Consider the following 17,016-nt stretch of genomic DNA (forward strand, 5'->3'; position numbering starts at 1 on the left):
CCGCCTCAATTTTTATTGTGAGACAGATTCTTTATTTTTATTTAATTGTTGATTTCTTTTTGATAAGCAGTAAAGATCAAACTCTTCAGATTGTCGAGAATTTTTTTGTGATTCGCATCTGCTTCATTATTAATCAATGTAATTTTTCCTGCAGCGTCCACAACTTTCGTATTGGAAAGCGAAACAACATACATATCTTTAAGAAAATCATAACGAACTCTTGAGGTAATTTTTCCTTTATTGAAAGGCATAATCATATTAATGTCAATATGGTCATCCGCTGTACTGTTTTTATGAATCTGAATGCCCGAAGAAATAATATTGAGTACAAAAAGGTCGGTTTTTGCTTTTACCATTTCTGCATTATTCTTTCCGGAATAGGCGTACAATTCTCTAATTGGCGACCTTTGAGCTAATGCAAAAGATGAAATGATAATAGCTCCTGCTACAAGTATTTTTTTCATTTTTAAAATTTTACGGTTTGCAAGTTGCAAAAATCTTTCCAAATACAATTTTAAAAACTCAAATTGATTGACCGTGAGTCTAAACTGATAATCTTTACCACAAAAATAATCTATTTTTGCAGCAAAAGATTTTTTATGTTCATCATTAATTCTCCTTCTCATAACGCCTATTTTAATATCGCAGCAGAAGAATATCTTCTGAATAAATTTCCAACGGAAGACCTTTTTTTGCTTTATGTAAATGCGCCATCCATAATTGTCGGTAAATTTCAGAATACGCTTGCCGAAATAAATTTGGATTTTGTGAAGGAGAAAGACATTAAAGTAGTGCGCAGAATGTCCGGAGAAGGAACTGTTTACCACGACTTGGGAAATCTTAATTTTTCTTTTCACACCTTACTGGGACAGCATGATTTCATGGATTTTTCAGTTTTTACTCAACCTGTACTTTCACTTTTAAACCGTCTTGGAGTTCCTGCTGTTTTAGAAGGCAGAAACGATTTGCTGGTGGATGGAAAAAAATTCAGTGGTAATGCAAAACTCGCAAGACAGGGAAAAATGATTCAGCATGGCACCATTCTCTTAAATTCGGAAATGGAAATTCTGGGCGAAGCTTTAAAAGTTAATCCATTAAAATTCATAGATAAAGCCACAAAATCAAACCGTTCCAGAGTGACGAATCTTATTTCATATCTCCCTGAAAATACAACAACTGAGAGTTTCAAAAAACTTCTTACGGATGAAATCATTAAAACCAGCGTAAATGCAGAACGCTATGAATTGAACGAAGATGATTTTGAAGGAATCGAAAAACTCATGCAAGAAAAATACGAAACCTGGGATTGGAATTTCGGGTTTTCTCCTAAATATAATTTTCAGAAAGCCATAAAAGTTCCTGCCGGATTTATTGAAGTTCATCTGGATGTAGTACACGGAACTATTGAAAAAGCCAAAATTTTCGGTGATTTCTTTGCATCCAGACCTATTGAAGAACTGGAAGACCTACTTATCGGAAAAAAGCATGATGAAGATGAGCTTCAGCAATTGTTTTCAAGCCTTGACATTACAGAATTCTTTGGAAAAGTAAAGGTGGAAGAAATTTTGGAGGCTTTTAAATAAAAATGTTTTACCTATGTTTCACCCAAAAATAAAAAAGCCACTAACGAAATTTGTAAGTGGCTGATTTTCAGAGTGGCCCAGCTTGGGCTCGAACCAAGGACTTGCTGATTATGAGTCAGCTACTCTAACCAACTGAGTTACAAGGCCAACTATTATTTATTAAAATATTAGTTTCAATTGGGTGTGCAAAAATAACTTTTTTTGAGAAGAATCAAAATTTTTCAGGGCTTTTCTTGGCATAATTCTACCAAAACACCGTTTGTGGATTTGGGATGAAGAAAAACCACCAACTTATTATCGGCACCATCTTTCGGCTCTTCAGAAATAAAAATAAAGCCTTCGTTTTTTAATCTTTCAACTTCTGATTTTATATCTTCAACACCGAAAGCGATATGATGAATTCCCTCCCCTTTTTTATCAATATATTTAGCAATCGGACTTTCCGGATTAGTAGCTTCCAGTAATTCAATCTTACTTTCACCAACATGATAAAAGGAAGTGGTAACCCCTTCCCTTTCTACAGCTTCCTGCTTATAATTTTCTTTTCCTAGAAGTTTGCTGAACAAATCATCGGCCATTCCCAAAGATTTTACAGCAATACCAAGATGTTCAATTTTCATAATAAAAAATTAGAGTTTGAAAACTTCAGACTTCCATCTTCCCGCTTTATTCAAACAAAAATAGTAAATTTGCGGCATGAACGAAAGCAACAGACAAAGAAAAGTAGCACAAATTATACAGGAAGATTTTGCAGAACTTTTCCGCAAACAAGCCGCTGAAAGCAAGCAGAATTTTTTGGTTTCCGTATCGGATGTAAAAGTTACTGCTGATTTGAGCATTGCTAAAATTTACCTGAGCATTTTCCCGCAGGAATTCAGAAAACCTATTATGACAGAAATTGAAGCCAACAAAGCTTCCTACAGGAATTTTATCGGTCAAAAAATGGGAAAACAGGTTCGTATCATCCCGGAAATTAATTTCTATCTGGACACCACACTTGATGATGTAGAAAAAATTGAAAAAGAATTAAGAGGAGAAGGCGACAATCCGGTTCTATAAAACAAATTGTTTGGGAAATACAGCTTTTTACATTGCACGACGTTACCTGATTGCCAAAAAAGGCAGTACAGCTGTAACCTTCATTACATGGCTTGCTGCTTTTGCCATGATGACTGCCGTTGCTTCAATGTTTATTATCGTAAGTGTATTTTCCGGACTGGAAGATTTGAACCGTGACATGGTTGCCAATCTTCATGCAGACCTTACCGTCTCGGCGAAAGTTGATAAAAAACTGAAAAACCCGGAGAAGATCTCGGATCTGCTTAAAAAAAATACTGCGGTTGAACATTTCTCTAAAATAATTGAGGAAAAAGTGTACATCAACTATTCCGACATGGGCGAAATTGCCTATCTGAGAGGTGTGGATTCCGCCTACACATCGGTAAACCCCATCAATAAAAATATTTTCTACGGAACATACCCGAGCTTTAAATACATGAACGAAATTTTACTCGAAAACAGCTTGGACAACCGTCTCGGAATTCCTGTAGGAGAAGGCGCAGATTTCGCAATGCTGTATATGCCAAAGCCCGGAACCGGAATTATCAATAAAGAAGAAGATATTTTCAATAAAAAAGAGGTGTATGTAACAGGTGTTTTCCCTGGGAACGACCAAATGAACAATTTCATTATTGCACCATTAGAACTCGCGCAAAATTTGCTGAACCTTCCGAAAAATTCTGCCTATCAAATCGTTATCAAACTTAAAAATCCTGACGCTGCGGACGATATCAAAGACGAACTTTCCAAAAATCTGGGATCGGATTACGTGATTAAAACCAAAAAAGAAGAAAACGCAGCCTTTTGGAAGATGATTAACACCGAAAAATTGATGATATATTTGATTTTCGCTTTGGTAATCTTCATCACTACATTTAATCTTGCGGGCGCAATTATTATTCTTCAGTTGGATAAAAAAGAACAGGCAAAATCTTTAATTTCACTTGGTTTGCCATTGAGAAATTTAAGAAACACCTATTTCTACACGGGTATTCTCATCGTAATTTTCGGAATTATTTCGGGGTTAATTGTGGGAACATTAATGTGTATCTTGCAACTTAATACCGGTTTCTTTAAAGCAGGTGCAGATTTGCCATTCCCGGTAAAAATTGCACTTCAAAATTACTTTATTGTGGCTGCTGTAGCACTGCTGTTTGGCCTTTCCGTATCGTGGATTTTCTCAAAAATTAACAGGGAATATATTTTAACAAAATAAAATATTGAAATTGAATTTTTCATTGTAATTTCGCAGCGAAAATAGAGATTAATGAATACCAAAAACAAAGTAGGGCAAATTATTAAAATACCTGAAAACTTTGTTGGTTACCACGTAATTCCACCTCACTTCTCGAGTAAATTTGAAGAATTGGAGTGGTATAATAACAATCCAAAATACACTTTGTTTGATGGTGTTTTAATTGGGCAACATAATGGCTTAGAGAATTATAAAATCGGACAGCGGAAGGGCATCATAAATTTGGGACAAAAGAAACCTTTGTATGTTATTGATATTGATGTGGAAGAAAATAGGCTTTTGGTGGGTGAAGGTTATGAGCATCCCGGATTATTCAGTAAAGTATTTTTTTTGAAAGACAACGAAATAGTTTGGATTGATGAAACTAAAAAAATTCCTAACGAAGCCGTTTTGGAAAAAAACAAAATACAAAATAGGGCTAATGTATTTTCTGCGGATGAAGGATTTTATATAGAGTTTGAAAGACCAGTGAGAAAATCAGACCTTCAAAACAGTTTAAAACTATTAAATAACAATATACTAATAGGATTTATAAATATTTAAAAAAATGAAAAAAGGTTTATCTTTTCTTTTTTCTTTCCTTGCAATTATTATTTTCGGACAAACTGCACCCGCATATTACAATGGGTTAGATTTCTCGAAAACAGGTAACGCGATGAAAGATCAGCTTGCTGCGCTTATTACGACTACACATACAACGGAAATACCTTATGGTAGTGACACCAATGATGTTTTAATACAAAGTGATGCAGACCCCACAATTCCAGGTAATATTCTTCTAATCTATGGAAGCAGTAACACCAATGATAAATATCAAAGAAGCAGAAGTGCATCCGGAAGTTGGAATAAGGAACATGTGTATGCCCGTTCCTTGGGAACTCCAAATCTAGGCTCTACCGGACCTGGGGCAGACATTCATCACCTAAGACCATCAGACATTACTTTAAATAGCGACAGAGGAAATCTCATTTTCACTGATGGTACAGGTAGCATAGCAAGAAACATAGGTGGAGCTTGGTTTCCCGGAGACGAATGGAAAGGCGACGTTGCCCGTATGATGATGTATATGTACGTGAGATACAACACACGTGCGCAAGCAATAAACGTAGGTACTACACCTATGACTTATTCGCCAGATATGCCCGATATTTTCTTAAAATGGAATGTAGAAGACCCCGTTTCAGATTTTGAAAAACAAAGAAATAATGTTGTTTATAGTTATCAGGGTAACAGAAACCCATTTATCGATAATCCGTATTTAGCAACTGTAATTTGGAATGGACCAGCAGCACAAAACACTTGGCCGGGTAATTTTTCAACGGATACAGAGGCACCAACTTCTCCTGCTAATCTTGCGGTTAGCACAACTACAGATTCTACAGTTTCTTTATCTTGGACAGCTTCTAACGACAATGTTGGCGTTACAGGTTATGAGGTTTACGTGGACGGAACTTTATACGCTACAACAACTTCTACCAATTTAGTTGTTTCAGGATTGTTAGCCTCTACAACTTACAATTTTTATGTTATTGCTAAAGATGCAGCAGGTAATAAATCTGTCGCAACCGCAACTGTACAAGGTACTACAACTGCTTCAACTGATACAACACCTCCATCAGCACCACTTAACTTAACAGTTGGAAATACTACATCTTCAACAGTTGCTTTAAGCTGGTCTGCTTCAACAGACAATGTTGGTGTTATTGGTTATGACATTTATGTAAATGGTGTTTTAAATTCTTCTGTTTCCGGAACTAATGCTACTGTTTCCGGATTAAATCCTTCTACAACATATAATTTTTATGTAGTCGCAAAAGACGCGGCAAATAATAAATCTGCTGCAAGTTCAACAATACAGGGAACAACATCTGCTATTTCAACTCTATGCGGAGACGAAGATTTTGAAAGCATACCAACCTCATCAAGTTCTTATTCAACCAGAACTTGGACAAATAACGCAGTAACATGGACGGCAACAGATGCAAGAACCGACGAAACTATCGATTCTAAAGCAATAACTATTAGAAACGGTTCCCTTACAAGTTCTTCTGTTGCAAATGGAATTGGCTCTTTAACTGTCACAACGCAATTAAAATATTCTGGCTCTGCTTCTGTGTTCAATCTGCTAATAAATGGCGTGAAAAAAGGAACTATAGCATATTCTTCAACAGTTGGAACTTTTACAATTAACGACATTAATGTTGTTGGAAATGTAACTGTTAGTTTGGTAAATACTTCAACAACCAACAGAGTTGCCATTGATAACCTTACATGGACTTGCTACATACCTTTAGCAACTTCTGAAGCTAATTTGGCTGAGAACAAACTGAAAGTATATCCAAACCCGGTAAAAAATCAGGAACTTACAATTTCCGGTTTGGAAAAATCTACCGCTACCGATGTTCAGATCTACAGCATGAACGGACAGTTGGTTCAAACGATTGATGATGTTAAAGACAAACAGAAATTAATTTTGAAAAAACTTCCTAAAGGAATTTACATCCTAAAAGCAGGAAAGCAAACAGCAAAAATTATTGTAGAATAAATTTTACCGAAAAAAATCAATACAAAGACTGGAGATATTCTTCAGTCTTTTTTATAATTTTGAAGCATGGAAGAACAACGATTATTCGGATTGGTGGGAAGAAACATCTCCTACTCTTTCTCCAAAAAATATTTTACCGAAAAATTCAAAAAACTGTTGATTAAAAATGCAGAATACGATGTTTTTGATTTGCCGCAAATTGAAGATATTTCTGAAGTTTTAACCAAGAAAAACCTCAAGGGTTTCAACATTACCATTCCGTACAAAGAGCAAATTATTCCTTTTTTAGATGAATTAAGTGATGAAGTACAAAAAATTGGCGCCGTAAACACCGTTTTACTTCGGGACGGAAAAACAAAAGGCTTCAACACAGATGTTTATGGATTTGAAAAAACTTTAGAACTTCACAGAAAGTCTCATCAAAATTCAGCATTAATTTTGGGAGACGGAGGTGCTGCAAAAGCAGTAAAATACGTTTTCGAAAAACTGAATATTCCCTACAAAACCGTTTCAAGAAAATCTGAAATTAATTTTGACAATTTGAGCAAAGATTTGGTTTCATCTTCGAAAATCATCGTGCAATGTACTCCGGTTGGAACTTTTCCGAACGTGGACGAAACCCTGCAGTTTCCTTTTGATGCGCTTTCGAACGAACATTTGGTTATCGATTTAATTTACAATCCAACCTACACTTCTTTCATTACAAAATCCAGCGAGTTTGGTGCGAAATGCGTCAACGGATATTACATGTTAGAACAGCAGGCAGAAAAAGCCTGGGAAATTTGGAATTTCTAAAAAAAATGACTTAATTTAGTGCATAATATAGGAATTTTAAAGATTCCGAACCACCAAATCCAAATAATAGTTTTAATATGATTACAGAAGATTCACTTTCTGAAAACGGAGAAAAAAATCTGAATCCTGAAGAAATCTCCCAGGAAAATACAAGTGAAAACCAAGCCGATATGGACACAGAAAAATCGGTGAAAATTCCTGAAGAAAAAGTCCTTTCCGAAGTAGATGCGGAAAAGGAAGAAATCCTTACGGAAGAAGTTCAGCCTGAAACCGTTCCTGCTCCAGAAGCTGAAGCAGAACAATCAGTTGTGGAACACACAGAAAATCAGGAAACCAAAAAATCTGTAACCATTCCGGAGGAAAAAGTCCTTTCGGAAATCGACCCTGAAAAAGCAAGCGATGAAGAGCACCATGAAGAAGATTTTCATGAAGTGGCGGCTTTAACATTGTCTCAGATTTTGGTGGAGCTCGAAAAAATCGTGAATAAACCTGACGCAGGTTCGCTTGGTAAAAAATTCAATACCCTGAAACAACAGGCGATTCATTTGATTCATGAAGAAACTGAAGACAAAAAGCACGAACATCAAAGTGCTGAAAATACCGAAGCTTTCAGTTGGGAACATCCACAACAGTCGAAACTTTCAGCTTTAAATAGTATTTTTCGTGAAAAGCACGATTCTTACCTGAAATCTCAGGAAGAAGAACATGGAAAAAATTTAGAAGAACGCCAAAGCATCATCGAAAGATTAAAACATCTTTACACCAATACCGAAGCCGGAACGAATCTTTTCAAAGAAATCCGTGCGATTAAAGAAGACTGGCAAAAAGCAGGTCAGGTGGCAAAATCAGAATTTAAATTACTGAATAACAATTATTTCCATCATTTAAATCAGTTCTACGCAATGCTCGATTTGAATAAGGAATATTTGGAGCAGGAATTCGCCCACAATCTCGAAAAGCGCCAACACATCATCGAAAGAGCAAAAGAACTTGAAAATGAGCCTGTTGTACAAAAAGCGTTGAACGAACTGCAATACCTTCACAAACTTTGGAAAGAAGAAGCAGAACCTGTTGCAGAAGAATTCCGTGAAAAAACCTGGGAAGAATTCAAAGAAATTTCCAATAAAATTCATGAAAGAAAAGCAGAACTTTCTGCTGTAATGGAGGGTGAACAAATGGCTAATCTTGACCGTAAAAATGCGATTATTGCTGAAATAAAAGCACTTTCCGGAAACGATAAAGCCAACCATAGTTTTTGGCAACAGTCCATTAAAAAAGTGGAAGATTTACGCACAGAATTTCTAAAAATCGGAAGTGTTCCGAGAAAAGAATCCAACCAAAACTGGACGGATTTCAAACAGACTTTGCGCGGTTTCAATACTTTAAAAAATGATTTTTATAAAGGTTTGAAGACAGACCAAGTTTCGAATTTGGAGCAGAAACACAGTTTAATTCAAACGGCAAAAGATAATATGCTTTCTGAAGATTGGGAAACTGCCGTTCCTTTGTTTAAAAAACTTCAGGAAGACTGGAAAAAAATCGGTCACGTTCCGAGAAGCCAAGCCAATAAAGTTTGGGAAGATTTCCGCGAAGCCTGCAACACATTCTTCAATAATTTCCGCGATAAAAATGCTTCTTCCGGCGACAACTGGAAAGAAAATTTCAAAGCCAAAAGAGCCATTTTGGATGAACTGAAAAATGTTGGCGAAGACGAAGGAAGTGTAGATAAAATTGAAGAACTGAAAGCATCTTGGAATGCCATCGGTAAAGTTCCGAGAGATAAAATTTCCATCAATGCAGAATTCAATAAAACGCTTCGCGAAAAACTCAGAATGAATAAAATTAGTGAGTTTGATTTGAAAGATGAAGGACTTTCTGAATCTCAAATTACGGACAAAGCCAGAAAAATGAAGAATCAGGTTTCGGATTTGGAAGCAGAAATCGTGAAGCTGGAAAACAATTTGGCATTCTTCCAAAATCCAAGCCGAGAAAATCCTTTACTGAAAGATACTTTCGACAAAATTGATTCGAAAAAACAGGAGCTGGAACATTTAAAGCAAAATCTTCACAATATTATCTCCGGAGAACACTAAATATGACTAAAAAACTAATAACCCTACTTTCTTTTTTAATTTTAACCGCGCTGAATGCTCAGGAAGTCACTGAAAGAATGACAATTCCTGGACCTTTAGATTATGCAGGAACTGAATTTTTATTAACGCGTTCAAGTCATCCTTCTAAAGTTCTGTATGTTCAGGATTATATACCAAGAGACGCGACTTTAGCTGATTTTGGAGAAATGGTTTCCATTTATTATTTCCAAAAGGATATTGATATTGAAGATGCGGTGAAACAGAAAGTTGAGGAAATTCAGAGAAAAATGGAGAACGATAAATTTGCTTCTGTCAATCTTACCGAAAGTCCTGATGGTAGCGAATTTGTGGTAGATTATGTAACAACAAAAAGCCCGGAAGGAAAAACGCCGAGCGCAGAATTTAATATTTACAGATTCAAAAAAATCAACAACGGAACTTCAAAAGACCTTATGATTTTGGTCTATACAAAACGTTCTAATGGTGATTTAAAAACGCTGACTAAAAATTTCAGTAAATCAAAAAACTTCGAACTGGACCGAATGATTGGTTTTAAAGTACCTGAACTCAAGATTATTGAAGGAACTGAGCTGACGAAGTAAAAAAAACCATTGAAAACACTTAACATTTTGTTAAGTGTTTTTTCTATACAATGAATAACGACGAACGCTACATCAAACGCTGCATTGAACTTGCAGAAAAAGCTTTAGGAAAAACCTACCCAAATCCTTTGGTGGGAAGCGTAATTGTGCATAACGGCGAAATTATTGGCGAAGGTTACCACAAAAAAGCCGGAGAATCTCACGCGGAAATCAATGCGATTAATTCGGTGCAAAATCCTGAACTACTGCCCGATTCCACAATTTACGTTTCGCTTGAACCTTGCGCTCATTTCGGAAAAACTCCTCCGTGTGCGTTGAAAATTAAGGAAATTGGTTTCAAAAAAGTGGTGATTGGCGCAATGGACAGTCATGACAAAGTGAACGGAAAAGGCAAAAAAATTCTCGAAGTCGCAGGAACAGAAGTGGGTTCCGGAATTCTGGAAGATGAATGCAAAGAACTCAACAAAAGATTTTTCACCTTTCATCAGAAAAAACGACCTTTTATTGTATTGAAATGGGCGCAATCCGAAGACGGTTTTATGGATAAAAATTTCAAGCCATATCAAATTGGAAATCCGCTCACGAAACAATTCGTACATCAAATCCGAAGTGAAGAACATGCCATTTTGGTAGGAACAAATACCGCTTTACACGACAACCCAAGTTTAACAACAAGAGAAATTGTAGGGAGAAATCCGGTGAGAATTTTAATTGATTTTTATTTGAAAGTTCCTCACGATTTCAATATTTATAATGATGAAGCGGAGACTTTGGTTTTTAATTCAATCAAGGAAAGTGATGAAGGCAACATCAAATTCGTTAAAATCAACAGGGAGAATTTCCTCGAAAACTTAATGCAGAAACTTCTCGAACATCAAATTCAGTCGGTTTTGGTAGAAGGTGGAAAATTTACTTTGCAACAATTCATCGACGCGAATCTTTGGGATGAATGCATCATTTTTAAAAACGAAAATCTGAAATTGGAAAACGGAACAAAAGCTCCCGAATTCTTTGAAAAACCTTTCAAAATTGAAAATTTCAGAGATAATATTGTTGAATTTTATAAAAATTCATCCGCAAACTAGTAATGGCTTTCGATTTCAAAACCATACAATCTTCCGTCGAAAACATCCTTCTGAAAGAAAAAGGAAGCAAGTTTATTGGTTTTGCTTTTCCGTTAAACAATGAAAAGGAATTGAAATCTGCGCTTGAAAAAATCCGCACCGAACATCCAAAAGCAACGCATCACTGTTATGCATTTCGAATAGGAATCAACGGCGAAAATTACCGCGCGAATGACGACGGCGAACCTTCCGGAAGTGCAGGATTACCCATTTACAACCAACTTTTAGCGAACGAACTCACCAATATTTTAGTCATTGTGGTTCGTTATTACGGTGGAACAAAACTCGGTGTTTCGGGGTTAGTAAAAATTTATAAAGAATCTGCCAAAGCAACTTTGGACGAATGCGAAATCGTCACAAAAGAGCTGGAAAGCACTTTGAAAATAGAATTTCCCTTCAATCTTCAGAACGTGATTTTTACCTTTCTAAATAAATTCGATGGAAAAATTCTCGAGTTTGATGCGAATGAAAACTGCCAAATTGTCGCTTCAATAAAAACATCCCACAAAGAAATTGTTTCAGAACAGCTATCCGAAATGCATCTTATTAATTTTGAATTTTCGGCATAAAAAAAGCGGACTTATGCCCGCTCGTGTACTTAATTCCAATTTTATATTTTAAACCGATGTTTAAAAAAACCTATACAGAATTTCCAATTCTCGTTTAATTAGTCCCTTCTTCCACCAGTCAGCATCGAAGCAAAGTAAATCAACTGTGCTAAGGAACCTAAAGCCGCCACAACATAAGTTCTTGCTGCCCATTTCAAAGCGTCTTTCGCACCGTCGTGTTCAGTTCTGGTTACCATTCCCGATTTTTCCAACCACGCCAACGCTCTGTTACTCGCGTCGTATTCCACCGGTAACGTGATGAAGGCGAACAAAGTGGTTACAGCAAAAAGTACAACACCAATTGCCAGTAAAGTTTTGCTTCCGCTCATCGCCATTACCGCGATTCCAGCCATTAAGACAAACTGCAATAATTTTGAAGAAACATTCACCATCGGAACCATTTTCGAACGAAGCTGAAGCATGGAATATCCAATTGCATGCTGAACTGCGTGTCCACATTCGTGGGCTGCAACAGCGGCTGCAGCTGCATTTCTCTGCATATAAACTTCCTCAGAAAGATTAACGGTTTTGTTGGCTGGATTATAATGGTCTGTCAATTGTCCCGGAACCGAAACAACTTGTACATCGTGAATTCCGTTGTCTGAAAGCATTTTTTCAGCAATTTCTTTTCCGGACATTCCGTTCTGTAGACGAACCTGTGAATAATATGCAAATTTCGAACGAAGCCTGTTCTGGACAATCATACTGATGATGAAAATTGCACCAATAATTAAATAATAACTTCCCATTGTATGTATTAATTTTTTAGTTTAAAATTTGCCTTTCAAGATGTAAAAAACGTGCCAAAGTTTTGAGATTTCAGCCAAAGATTTATCTTTGTTTCATCAAATAGAAACGAATGTCCGAAATTTCAGTTATTGAAGTTAAATCTAATAAAGACTTAAAAAATTTCATCAAATTCCCGATGGAACTTTACAAAAATAATGAAAATTATGTTCCTCCTTTAATCAATGATGAAAAAAACATCTGGAATCCAAAAGAAAATCCGGCGCTTCTGTATTCCGAAGCCAAACAGTTTTTAGCCTACAAAAACGATAAAATTGTTGGAAGAATCGCTGTGATGATTAATCATAAGGAAGAAAAAGAATTGGGTATTAAGAAAGTGCGTTTCGGATGGATTGATTTTATTGATGACCTTGAAGTTTCGAAAGCATTAATCCAAACTGCCATCAATTACGCCAAGCAAAAAAATATCGACAGAATTGAAGGACCAATGGGTTTTACCAACCTCGACAAAGCCGGAATGTTGACTTTAGGTTTCGATAAAATCGCGACGATGATTGGGATTTATAATTTTGATTATTATCCGCAGCATTTGGAAAAATTGGGTCTTACAAAAGATAAAGAATGGGTAGAATTTGAAATTATGTTCCCGGAAATTTTGCCTGAAAAAGTTATTAAATTCAATGAACTGATTAAGCAGAAATACAAGCTTAAAGTTCTGAATTTTAAAAATAAAGAAGAACTTCTTCCTTTGGTGGAACCAATGTTCAGACTTTTGGACGAAACCTACAAAGGACTTTCAACATACACTCCGATTACGGACGAACAGATTAAAACCTACAAGGAAAAATACTTCGGCTTTATCGACAAAGATTACATTATCTGTATTGCCGATGAAAACGACAAGTTGGTTTCGTTTGCGATTACAATGCCTTCTTATTCAAAAGCTTTACAGAAAGCCAACGGCAAACTTTTTCCTTTCGGTTGGTATCATTTTTTACAGGCCGGAAAGAAAAACGACCGCGCGAATTTTTATCTGATAGGAATTCATCCCGAATATCAGCGACGTGGAGTAACTTCCATAATTTTCAAGGAAATTCACGATGTGTTCCACAAAAAAGGGGTGAAATATCTGGAAACCAATCCCGAACTCGAAGAAAACAAAAACATTCAATTGCTGTGGCAGGATTATGGTCCTGTAAATCACAAACGAAGAAGGACTTACACGATTGATGTAAAAGATTTTGTATGAAAGAATTTTTTGAAGATTTAATTGATTATAACTTCATTTTCAACCAAAAACTGATGGAAGTGTTTAATGCTGAAGATGATTTTATTTTTTACAAAAGATAATATGAAAAAACAACTGTATTTCTACGCCGCCATGATCTTGGCTTTCATTGTTTACAACCAGTTTTTTCAGGTTCAGGATGACAGAATTAATACCATTATCAATATTTTGTTTGCCAGTTTTCTGTTTTTGTACATCGGTTATGTCGCTTGGCTTGTGCTGAAACGCATGAAAGATTCCGGAAAAAAATAACTTATTTTTATTGGTTCTAAATTACCAGGATTTTCTTTTTTCATCATATTTTCAAAGGCTAGATTTCCTCTTTCAATCTATATTTCATAAATTTGCAGATTGAGAAAATAATGTTGTGATGAACCTACCTGAAAATTACCTTCCAATTATCATTCAGGCTTGTGTAGCCCTCGGATTTGTAGCCGTTTCTTTGTTAGGTGCCCACTTTCTGGGACCCAGACAGAAAAAAGATGCCACAGAAAAAAATAAAAACTTTGAGAGTGGAATTCCTTCCGAAGGCGACGCTAGAAGTCCTTTCTCTATTAAATATTTCCTTACCGCGGTACTTTTTGTGCTTTTCGATATAGAAATCGTATTCTTTTATCCGTATGCGGTAAATTTCCGTGAGTTTGGTTTTGAAGGCTTTCTGGCAGTACTAACGTTCGTTGCAATTTTCTTTGTTGGCTTCATTTACGTGTTAAAAAGAGGCGCTTTGGACTGGGATAAATAATCTCGGTTTTAAACTTTAAATCTAAAAAAATGGCAGACAATACACCAAAAATAAATACCAACGCAGCCGCTCCTGCAGGTTTTGAAGGCGAAGGTTTTTTCGCGACCCAACTAAGCAGCTTAATTGGTATGGCGCGTTCTTATTCGCTTTGGCCACTTCCTTTCGCAACGTCTTGTTGTGGAATTGAATTTATGTCGACAATGGGACCCAACTACGATTTGGCGCGTTTCGGAGGAGAAAGAATGAGTTTCTCTCCAAGACAGGCAGACGTAATCTTGGTTTGTGGAACAATTTCCAAAAAATTGGGGCCTGTTTTGAAGCAGGTTTATACTCAAATGGCAGAACCAAAATGGGTTATCGCTGTTGGAGCTTGTGCTTCTTCAGGCGGTATTTTTGACACGTATTCTGTTCTTCAGGGAATTGACAAAGTAATTCCGGTTGATGTTTATGTTCCTGGTTGTCCTCCAAGACCGGAGCAGATTCTGGAAGGATTCATGCAGGTTCAGGCCCTTGCACGGAGTGAAAGCTTGAGAAGAAGAGATATGCCGGAATACAAACATTTATTGGAGTCTTACGATATCAAATAAATTTGAAAATGAGTGAATTTGGAAATTTGGAAATGGTTTAAATTTCTCGAATTCATCAATAATAAAATAAAAACAGGTTTGATTACTGCATAATTTCAATTTTCAAATTGGCAGATTTTCAAATTTTCAAATTAAAGAAATGACAAACGAATTCGTTTTAGAAGCTATTTCAAGAGAATTTCCGGAATCGGTGGTGCAAACTTCCGAATCTTATGGAATGCTGACATTGGAAATCAAAAAAGACGACATCAAAAAGGTAATTCATCATCTAAAGGATTCTACTTTGGGATATATTTTCCTTACTGATATCTGCGGAATTCACTACCCTGAAAATCAGGAAAAAGAATTAGGAGTAATTTATCACCTTCACAATTTGGTGGACAACCACAGACTTCGTTTGAAAACTTTTATGCCGAGAGCTAATGCTGAAGTAGATACCGTTACCGATTTATTTGCAGGTGCAAACTGGATGGAAAGAGAAACGTACGATTTCTTTGGTATTAAATTTAAAGGTCATCCGGATTTAAGAATTATTCTGAACGACCCGGATTTGGGTTACCATCCAATGCTGAAAGAATACAGGTTGGAAGACGGAACAAGAACCGACAAGGATGATAAAATGTTCGGACGTTAATACACTTAAAGCCTAAGCTTAATGCTTAAAGCCAAAAATTATGAAAGACAACGCACTATCAAATATCATTAACCAATACGACGCAAAAGAGCAGATTGACGGACAGCTTTACACGCTGAACTTGGGTCCGACTCACCCTGCAACTCACGGAATTTTCCAAAACATCCTGACTATGGATGGTGAAAAAATTCTTCATTCTGAGCAAACTGTTGGTTATATTCACCGTGCTTTTGAAAAAATTTCTGAAAGAAGAAATCCTGCACAAATTACTACCCTTACCGACCGTATGAACTATTGTTCTGCGCCAATCAACAATATTGGATGGCACATGACAATGGAAAAACTCATCGGTGCAGAAATTCCAAAACGTGTACAGTACATGCGTGTCATTATGATGGAATTGGCAAGAATTGCAGACCATTTGGTTTGTAACTCTGTTATCGGAGTAGACACAGGAGCTTTAACCGGATTTACTTATATGTGGCAGGAACGTGAGCGTATCTACGACATGTACGAACAGATTTGTGGCGCAAGAATGACAACCAATATGGGTAGAATTGGTGGTTTTGAAAGAGATTTCTCACCAAAATTCCACGAATTGTTGAAAGATTTCTTAGCAACTTTCCCAAAAAGATTTGATGAATTCTGTGCGTTGTTAGAAAGAAACAGAATCTTCATGGACAGAACGATTGGAGCAGGTCCAATTTCAGCTGAAAGAGCTTTAAACTACAGTTTTACAGGACCGAATCTTCGTGCTGCTGGTGTAGATTTCGACGTTCGTGTTGCGACGCCCTATTCATCTTACGAAGATTTCGATTTTGCAATTCCGGTTGGAACCGGAGGCGACACTTATGACCGTTTCATGGTTCGTCAGCAGGAAATCCGCGAAAGTATCAAGATTATCAATCAAGCCTATAAAAATCTTCCTGAAGGAGCTTTCCATGGTGATGTTCCGAAATTCTATCTTCCAGAAAAAGCAGACGTTTACAACAAAATGGAAGCTTTGATTTACCACTTCAAAATCGTAATGGGAGAAACAGAAATTCCAAGAGGTGAAGTGTATCACGCTGTAGAAGGCGGAAACGGAGAACTTGGTTTCTACTTAGTAAGTGACGGAGGAAGAAGCCCTTACAGACTGCACTTCAGAAGGCCTTGTTTCATTTATTATCAGGCTTACCCTGAGATGATTACTGGTTCTGTAATTTCAGACGCGGTGGTAACGTTAAGTTCGCTGAATGTTATTGCGGGAGAGCTGGATGCGTAAGAAATTTTGAATGTTGAATTATAAATTTTGAATTACTTTTTAGAGGCTGCGATTTAATTTAAAATCCAAAATCTAAAATTTAAAATTATC

At 36.5% G+C, this 17,016-nt stretch carries 19 protein-coding genes and 1 tRNA gene; 16 read left to right on the forward strand and 4 right to left on the reverse strand.

The genetic code is table 11. The features are described 5' to 3' along the window. Nucleotides 1–41 precede the first annotated feature (41 nt). Nucleotides 42–464 carry a hypothetical protein gene (locus Q0252_RS05995; RefSeq protein WP_297984626.1) on the reverse strand — a complete coding sequence of 141 codons (423 nt, stop codon included), beginning with the start codon at nucleotides 462–464 and terminating at the stop codon, nucleotides 42–44. Nucleotides 465–599: 135 nt separating this feature from the next. On the opposite strand from Q0252_RS05995, the gene Q0252_RS06000 reads away from it, so the two are divergent. After that, nucleotides 600–1,583 (forward strand): lipoate--protein ligase, encoded by a 984-nt coding sequence (locus tag Q0252_RS06000; protein WP_297984627.1) that lies wholly within the window; start codon nucleotides 600–602, stop codon nucleotides 1,581–1,583. A 73-nt stretch (nucleotides 1,584–1,656) separates the two neighbouring features. Here the strand turns inward: Q0252_RS06000 and Q0252_RS06005 are convergent. After that, nucleotides 1,657–1,730 (reverse strand) — tRNA-Ile (locus Q0252_RS06005). Nucleotides 1,731–1,804: 74 nt separating this feature from the next. Next, the gene (mce, locus tag Q0252_RS06010; RefSeq protein WP_297984628.1) at nucleotides 1,805–2,203 is read right to left on the reverse strand and encodes a methylmalonyl-CoA epimerase; all 399 of its coding nucleotides are present in this window, start codon (nucleotides 2,201–2,203) and stop codon (nucleotides 1,805–1,807) included. Nucleotides 2,204–2,279: 76 nt separating this feature from the next. On the opposite strand from mce, the gene rbfA reads away from it, so the two are divergent. The 9 genes from rbfA to Q0252_RS06055 all read left to right on the forward strand — a co-directional run bounded on the left by rbfA (nucleotide 2,280) and on the right by Q0252_RS06055 (nucleotide 11,625). After that, complete coding sequence (rbfA, locus tag Q0252_RS06015; RefSeq protein ID WP_297984629.1) at nucleotides 2,280–2,642, forward strand: 30S ribosome-binding factor RbfA; 363 nt, start codon at nucleotides 2,280–2,282, stop codon at nucleotides 2,640–2,642. A 10-nt stretch (nucleotides 2,643–2,652) separates the two neighbouring features. After that, entirely contained in the window at nucleotides 2,653–3,858 is a 1,206-nt protein-coding gene (locus Q0252_RS06020; protein ID WP_297984630.1) for an ABC transporter permease, read from the forward strand. Between the two features lie 51 nt (nucleotides 3,859–3,909). Next, nucleotides 3,910–4,440, forward strand: coding sequence for a tRNA methyl transferase PRC-barrel domain-containing protein (locus Q0252_RS06025; RefSeq protein WP_297984631.1), 531 nt, complete (start codon nucleotides 3,910–3,912; stop codon nucleotides 4,438–4,440). A 4-nt stretch (nucleotides 4,441–4,444) separates the two neighbouring features. Next, nucleotides 4,445–6,442, forward strand: coding sequence for an endonuclease (locus tag Q0252_RS06030; RefSeq protein WP_297984632.1), 1,998 nt, complete (start codon nucleotides 4,445–4,447; stop codon nucleotides 6,440–6,442). Nucleotides 6,443–6,508: 66 nt separating this feature from the next. After that, complete coding sequence (locus Q0252_RS06035) at nucleotides 6,509–7,237, forward strand: shikimate dehydrogenase (RefSeq protein WP_297984633.1); 729 nt, start codon at nucleotides 6,509–6,511, stop codon at nucleotides 7,235–7,237. A 77-nt stretch (nucleotides 7,238–7,314) separates the two neighbouring features. Next, complete coding sequence (locus Q0252_RS06040) at nucleotides 7,315–9,330, forward strand: DUF349 domain-containing protein (protein WP_297984634.1); 2,016 nt, start codon at nucleotides 7,315–7,317, stop codon at nucleotides 9,328–9,330. A gap of 2 nt (nucleotides 9,331–9,332) precedes the next feature. Continuing rightward, nucleotides 9,333–9,932, forward strand: coding sequence for a hypothetical protein (locus Q0252_RS06045; protein ID WP_297984635.1), 600 nt, complete (start codon nucleotides 9,333–9,335; stop codon nucleotides 9,930–9,932). 50 nt (nucleotides 9,933–9,982) lie between these two features. Beyond that, a complete protein-coding gene (gene ribD, locus Q0252_RS06050; protein ID WP_297984636.1) occupies nucleotides 9,983–11,017 on the forward strand; it encodes a bifunctional diaminohydroxyphosphoribosylaminopyrimidine deaminase/5-amino-6-(5-phosphoribosylamino)uracil reductase RibD in 1,035 nt (344 codons plus the stop codon). Between the two features lie 2 nt (nucleotides 11,018–11,019). After that, the gene (locus Q0252_RS06055) at nucleotides 11,020–11,625 is read left to right on the forward strand and encodes a YigZ family protein (RefSeq protein WP_297984637.1); all 606 of its coding nucleotides are present in this window, start codon (nucleotides 11,020–11,022) and stop codon (nucleotides 11,623–11,625) included. A 98-nt stretch (nucleotides 11,626–11,723) separates the two neighbouring features. Here the strand turns inward: Q0252_RS06055 and Q0252_RS06060 are convergent, their stop codons facing one another. Continuing rightward, nucleotides 11,724–12,413 carry a zinc metallopeptidase gene (locus tag Q0252_RS06060; RefSeq protein WP_297984638.1) on the reverse strand — a complete coding sequence of 230 codons (690 nt, stop codon included), beginning with the start codon at nucleotides 12,411–12,413 and terminating at the stop codon, nucleotides 11,724–11,726. 110 nt (nucleotides 12,414–12,523) lie between these two features. On the opposite strand from Q0252_RS06060, the gene Q0252_RS06065 reads away from it, so the two are divergent. The 6 genes from Q0252_RS06065 to Q0252_RS06090 all read left to right on the forward strand — a co-directional run bounded on the left by Q0252_RS06065 (nucleotide 12,524) and on the right by Q0252_RS06090 (nucleotide 16,926). Continuing rightward, nucleotides 12,524–13,660: a GNAT family N-acetyltransferase gene (locus tag Q0252_RS06065; protein WP_297984639.1), complete on the forward strand. Its 1,137-nt coding sequence runs from the start codon at nucleotides 12,524–12,526 to the stop codon at nucleotides 13,658–13,660. Between the two features lie 102 nt (nucleotides 13,661–13,762). Beyond that, a complete protein-coding gene (locus Q0252_RS06070) occupies nucleotides 13,763–13,951 on the forward strand; it encodes a hypothetical protein (protein WP_297984640.1) in 189 nt (62 codons plus the stop codon). Nucleotides 13,952–14,069: 118 nt separating this feature from the next. Further along, nucleotides 14,070–14,441, forward strand: a complete 372-nt coding sequence (locus Q0252_RS06075; protein ID WP_297984641.1) for an NADH-quinone oxidoreductase subunit A — start codon at nucleotides 14,070–14,072, stop codon at nucleotides 14,439–14,441. A 29-nt stretch (nucleotides 14,442–14,470) separates the two neighbouring features. Continuing rightward, nucleotides 14,471–15,028, forward strand: a complete 558-nt coding sequence (locus tag Q0252_RS06080) for an NADH-quinone oxidoreductase subunit B (protein WP_297984642.1) — start codon at nucleotides 14,471–14,473, stop codon at nucleotides 15,026–15,028. Between the two features lie 139 nt (nucleotides 15,029–15,167). Continuing rightward, nucleotides 15,168–15,662 carry an NADH-quinone oxidoreductase subunit C gene (locus tag Q0252_RS06085; RefSeq protein WP_297984643.1) on the forward strand — a complete coding sequence of 165 codons (495 nt, stop codon included), beginning with the start codon at nucleotides 15,168–15,170 and terminating at the stop codon, nucleotides 15,660–15,662. 40 nt (nucleotides 15,663–15,702) lie between these two features. Beyond that, the gene (locus tag Q0252_RS06090; protein ID WP_297984644.1) at nucleotides 15,703–16,926 is read left to right on the forward strand and encodes an NADH-quinone oxidoreductase subunit D; all 1,224 of its coding nucleotides are present in this window, start codon (nucleotides 15,703–15,705) and stop codon (nucleotides 16,924–16,926) included. The last annotated feature ends 90 nt before the right edge of the window (nucleotides 16,927–17,016 follow it).

This window comes from uncultured Chryseobacterium sp. (assembly GCF_936933875.1).
Taxonomy (GTDB): Bacteria; Bacteroidota; Bacteroidia; order Flavobacteriales; family Weeksellaceae; genus CAKZIK01.

What these genes read in the sequence shown, in the direction of transcription:
- Q0252_RS05995 (WP_297984626.1), bottom strand. Translation starts at nt 464, where the DNA reads ATGAAAAAAATACTTGTAGCAGGAGCTATTATCATTTCATCTTTTGCA.
- Q0252_RS06000 (WP_297984627.1), top strand. Translation starts at nt 600, where the DNA reads ATGTTCATCATTAATTCTCCTTCTCATAACGCCTATTTTAATATCGCA.
- mce (WP_297984628.1), bottom strand. Translation starts at nt 2,203, where the DNA reads ATGAAAATTGAACATCTTGGTATTGCTGTAAAATCTTTGGGAATGGCC.
- rbfA (WP_297984629.1), top strand. Translation starts at nt 2,280, where the DNA reads ATGAACGAAAGCAACAGACAAAGAAAAGTAGCACAAATTATACAGGAA.
- Q0252_RS06025 (WP_297984631.1), top strand. Translation starts at nt 3,910, where the DNA reads ATGAATACCAAAAACAAAGTAGGGCAAATTATTAAAATACCTGAAAAC.
- Q0252_RS06030 (WP_297984632.1), top strand. Translation starts at nt 4,445, where the DNA reads ATGAAAAAAGGTTTATCTTTTCTTTTTTCTTTCCTTGCAATTATTATT.
- Q0252_RS06035 (WP_297984633.1), top strand. Translation starts at nt 6,509, where the DNA reads ATGGAAGAACAACGATTATTCGGATTGGTGGGAAGAAACATCTCCTAC.
- Q0252_RS06040 (WP_297984634.1), top strand. Translation starts at nt 7,315, where the DNA reads ATGATTACAGAAGATTCACTTTCTGAAAACGGAGAAAAAAATCTGAAT.
- Q0252_RS06045 (WP_297984635.1), top strand. Translation starts at nt 9,333, where the DNA reads ATGACTAAAAAACTAATAACCCTACTTTCTTTTTTAATTTTAACCGCG.
- ribD (WP_297984636.1), top strand. Translation starts at nt 9,983, where the DNA reads ATGAATAACGACGAACGCTACATCAAACGCTGCATTGAACTTGCAGAA.
- Q0252_RS06055 (WP_297984637.1), top strand. Translation starts at nt 11,020, where the DNA reads ATGGCTTTCGATTTCAAAACCATACAATCTTCCGTCGAAAACATCCTT.
- Q0252_RS06060 (WP_297984638.1), bottom strand. Translation starts at nt 12,413, where the DNA reads ATGGGAAGTTATTATTTAATTATTGGTGCAATTTTCATCATCAGTATG.
- Q0252_RS06065 (WP_297984639.1), top strand. Translation starts at nt 12,524, where the DNA reads ATGTCCGAAATTTCAGTTATTGAAGTTAAATCTAATAAAGACTTAAAA.
- Q0252_RS06070 (WP_297984640.1), top strand. Translation starts at nt 13,763, where the DNA reads ATGAAAAAACAACTGTATTTCTACGCCGCCATGATCTTGGCTTTCATT.
- Q0252_RS06075 (WP_297984641.1), top strand. Translation starts at nt 14,070, where the DNA reads ATGAACCTACCTGAAAATTACCTTCCAATTATCATTCAGGCTTGTGTA.
- Q0252_RS06080 (WP_297984642.1), top strand. Translation starts at nt 14,471, where the DNA reads ATGGCAGACAATACACCAAAAATAAATACCAACGCAGCCGCTCCTGCA.
- Q0252_RS06085 (WP_297984643.1), top strand. Translation starts at nt 15,168, where the DNA reads ATGACAAACGAATTCGTTTTAGAAGCTATTTCAAGAGAATTTCCGGAA.
- Q0252_RS06090 (WP_297984644.1), top strand. Translation starts at nt 15,703, where the DNA reads ATGAAAGACAACGCACTATCAAATATCATTAACCAATACGACGCAAAA.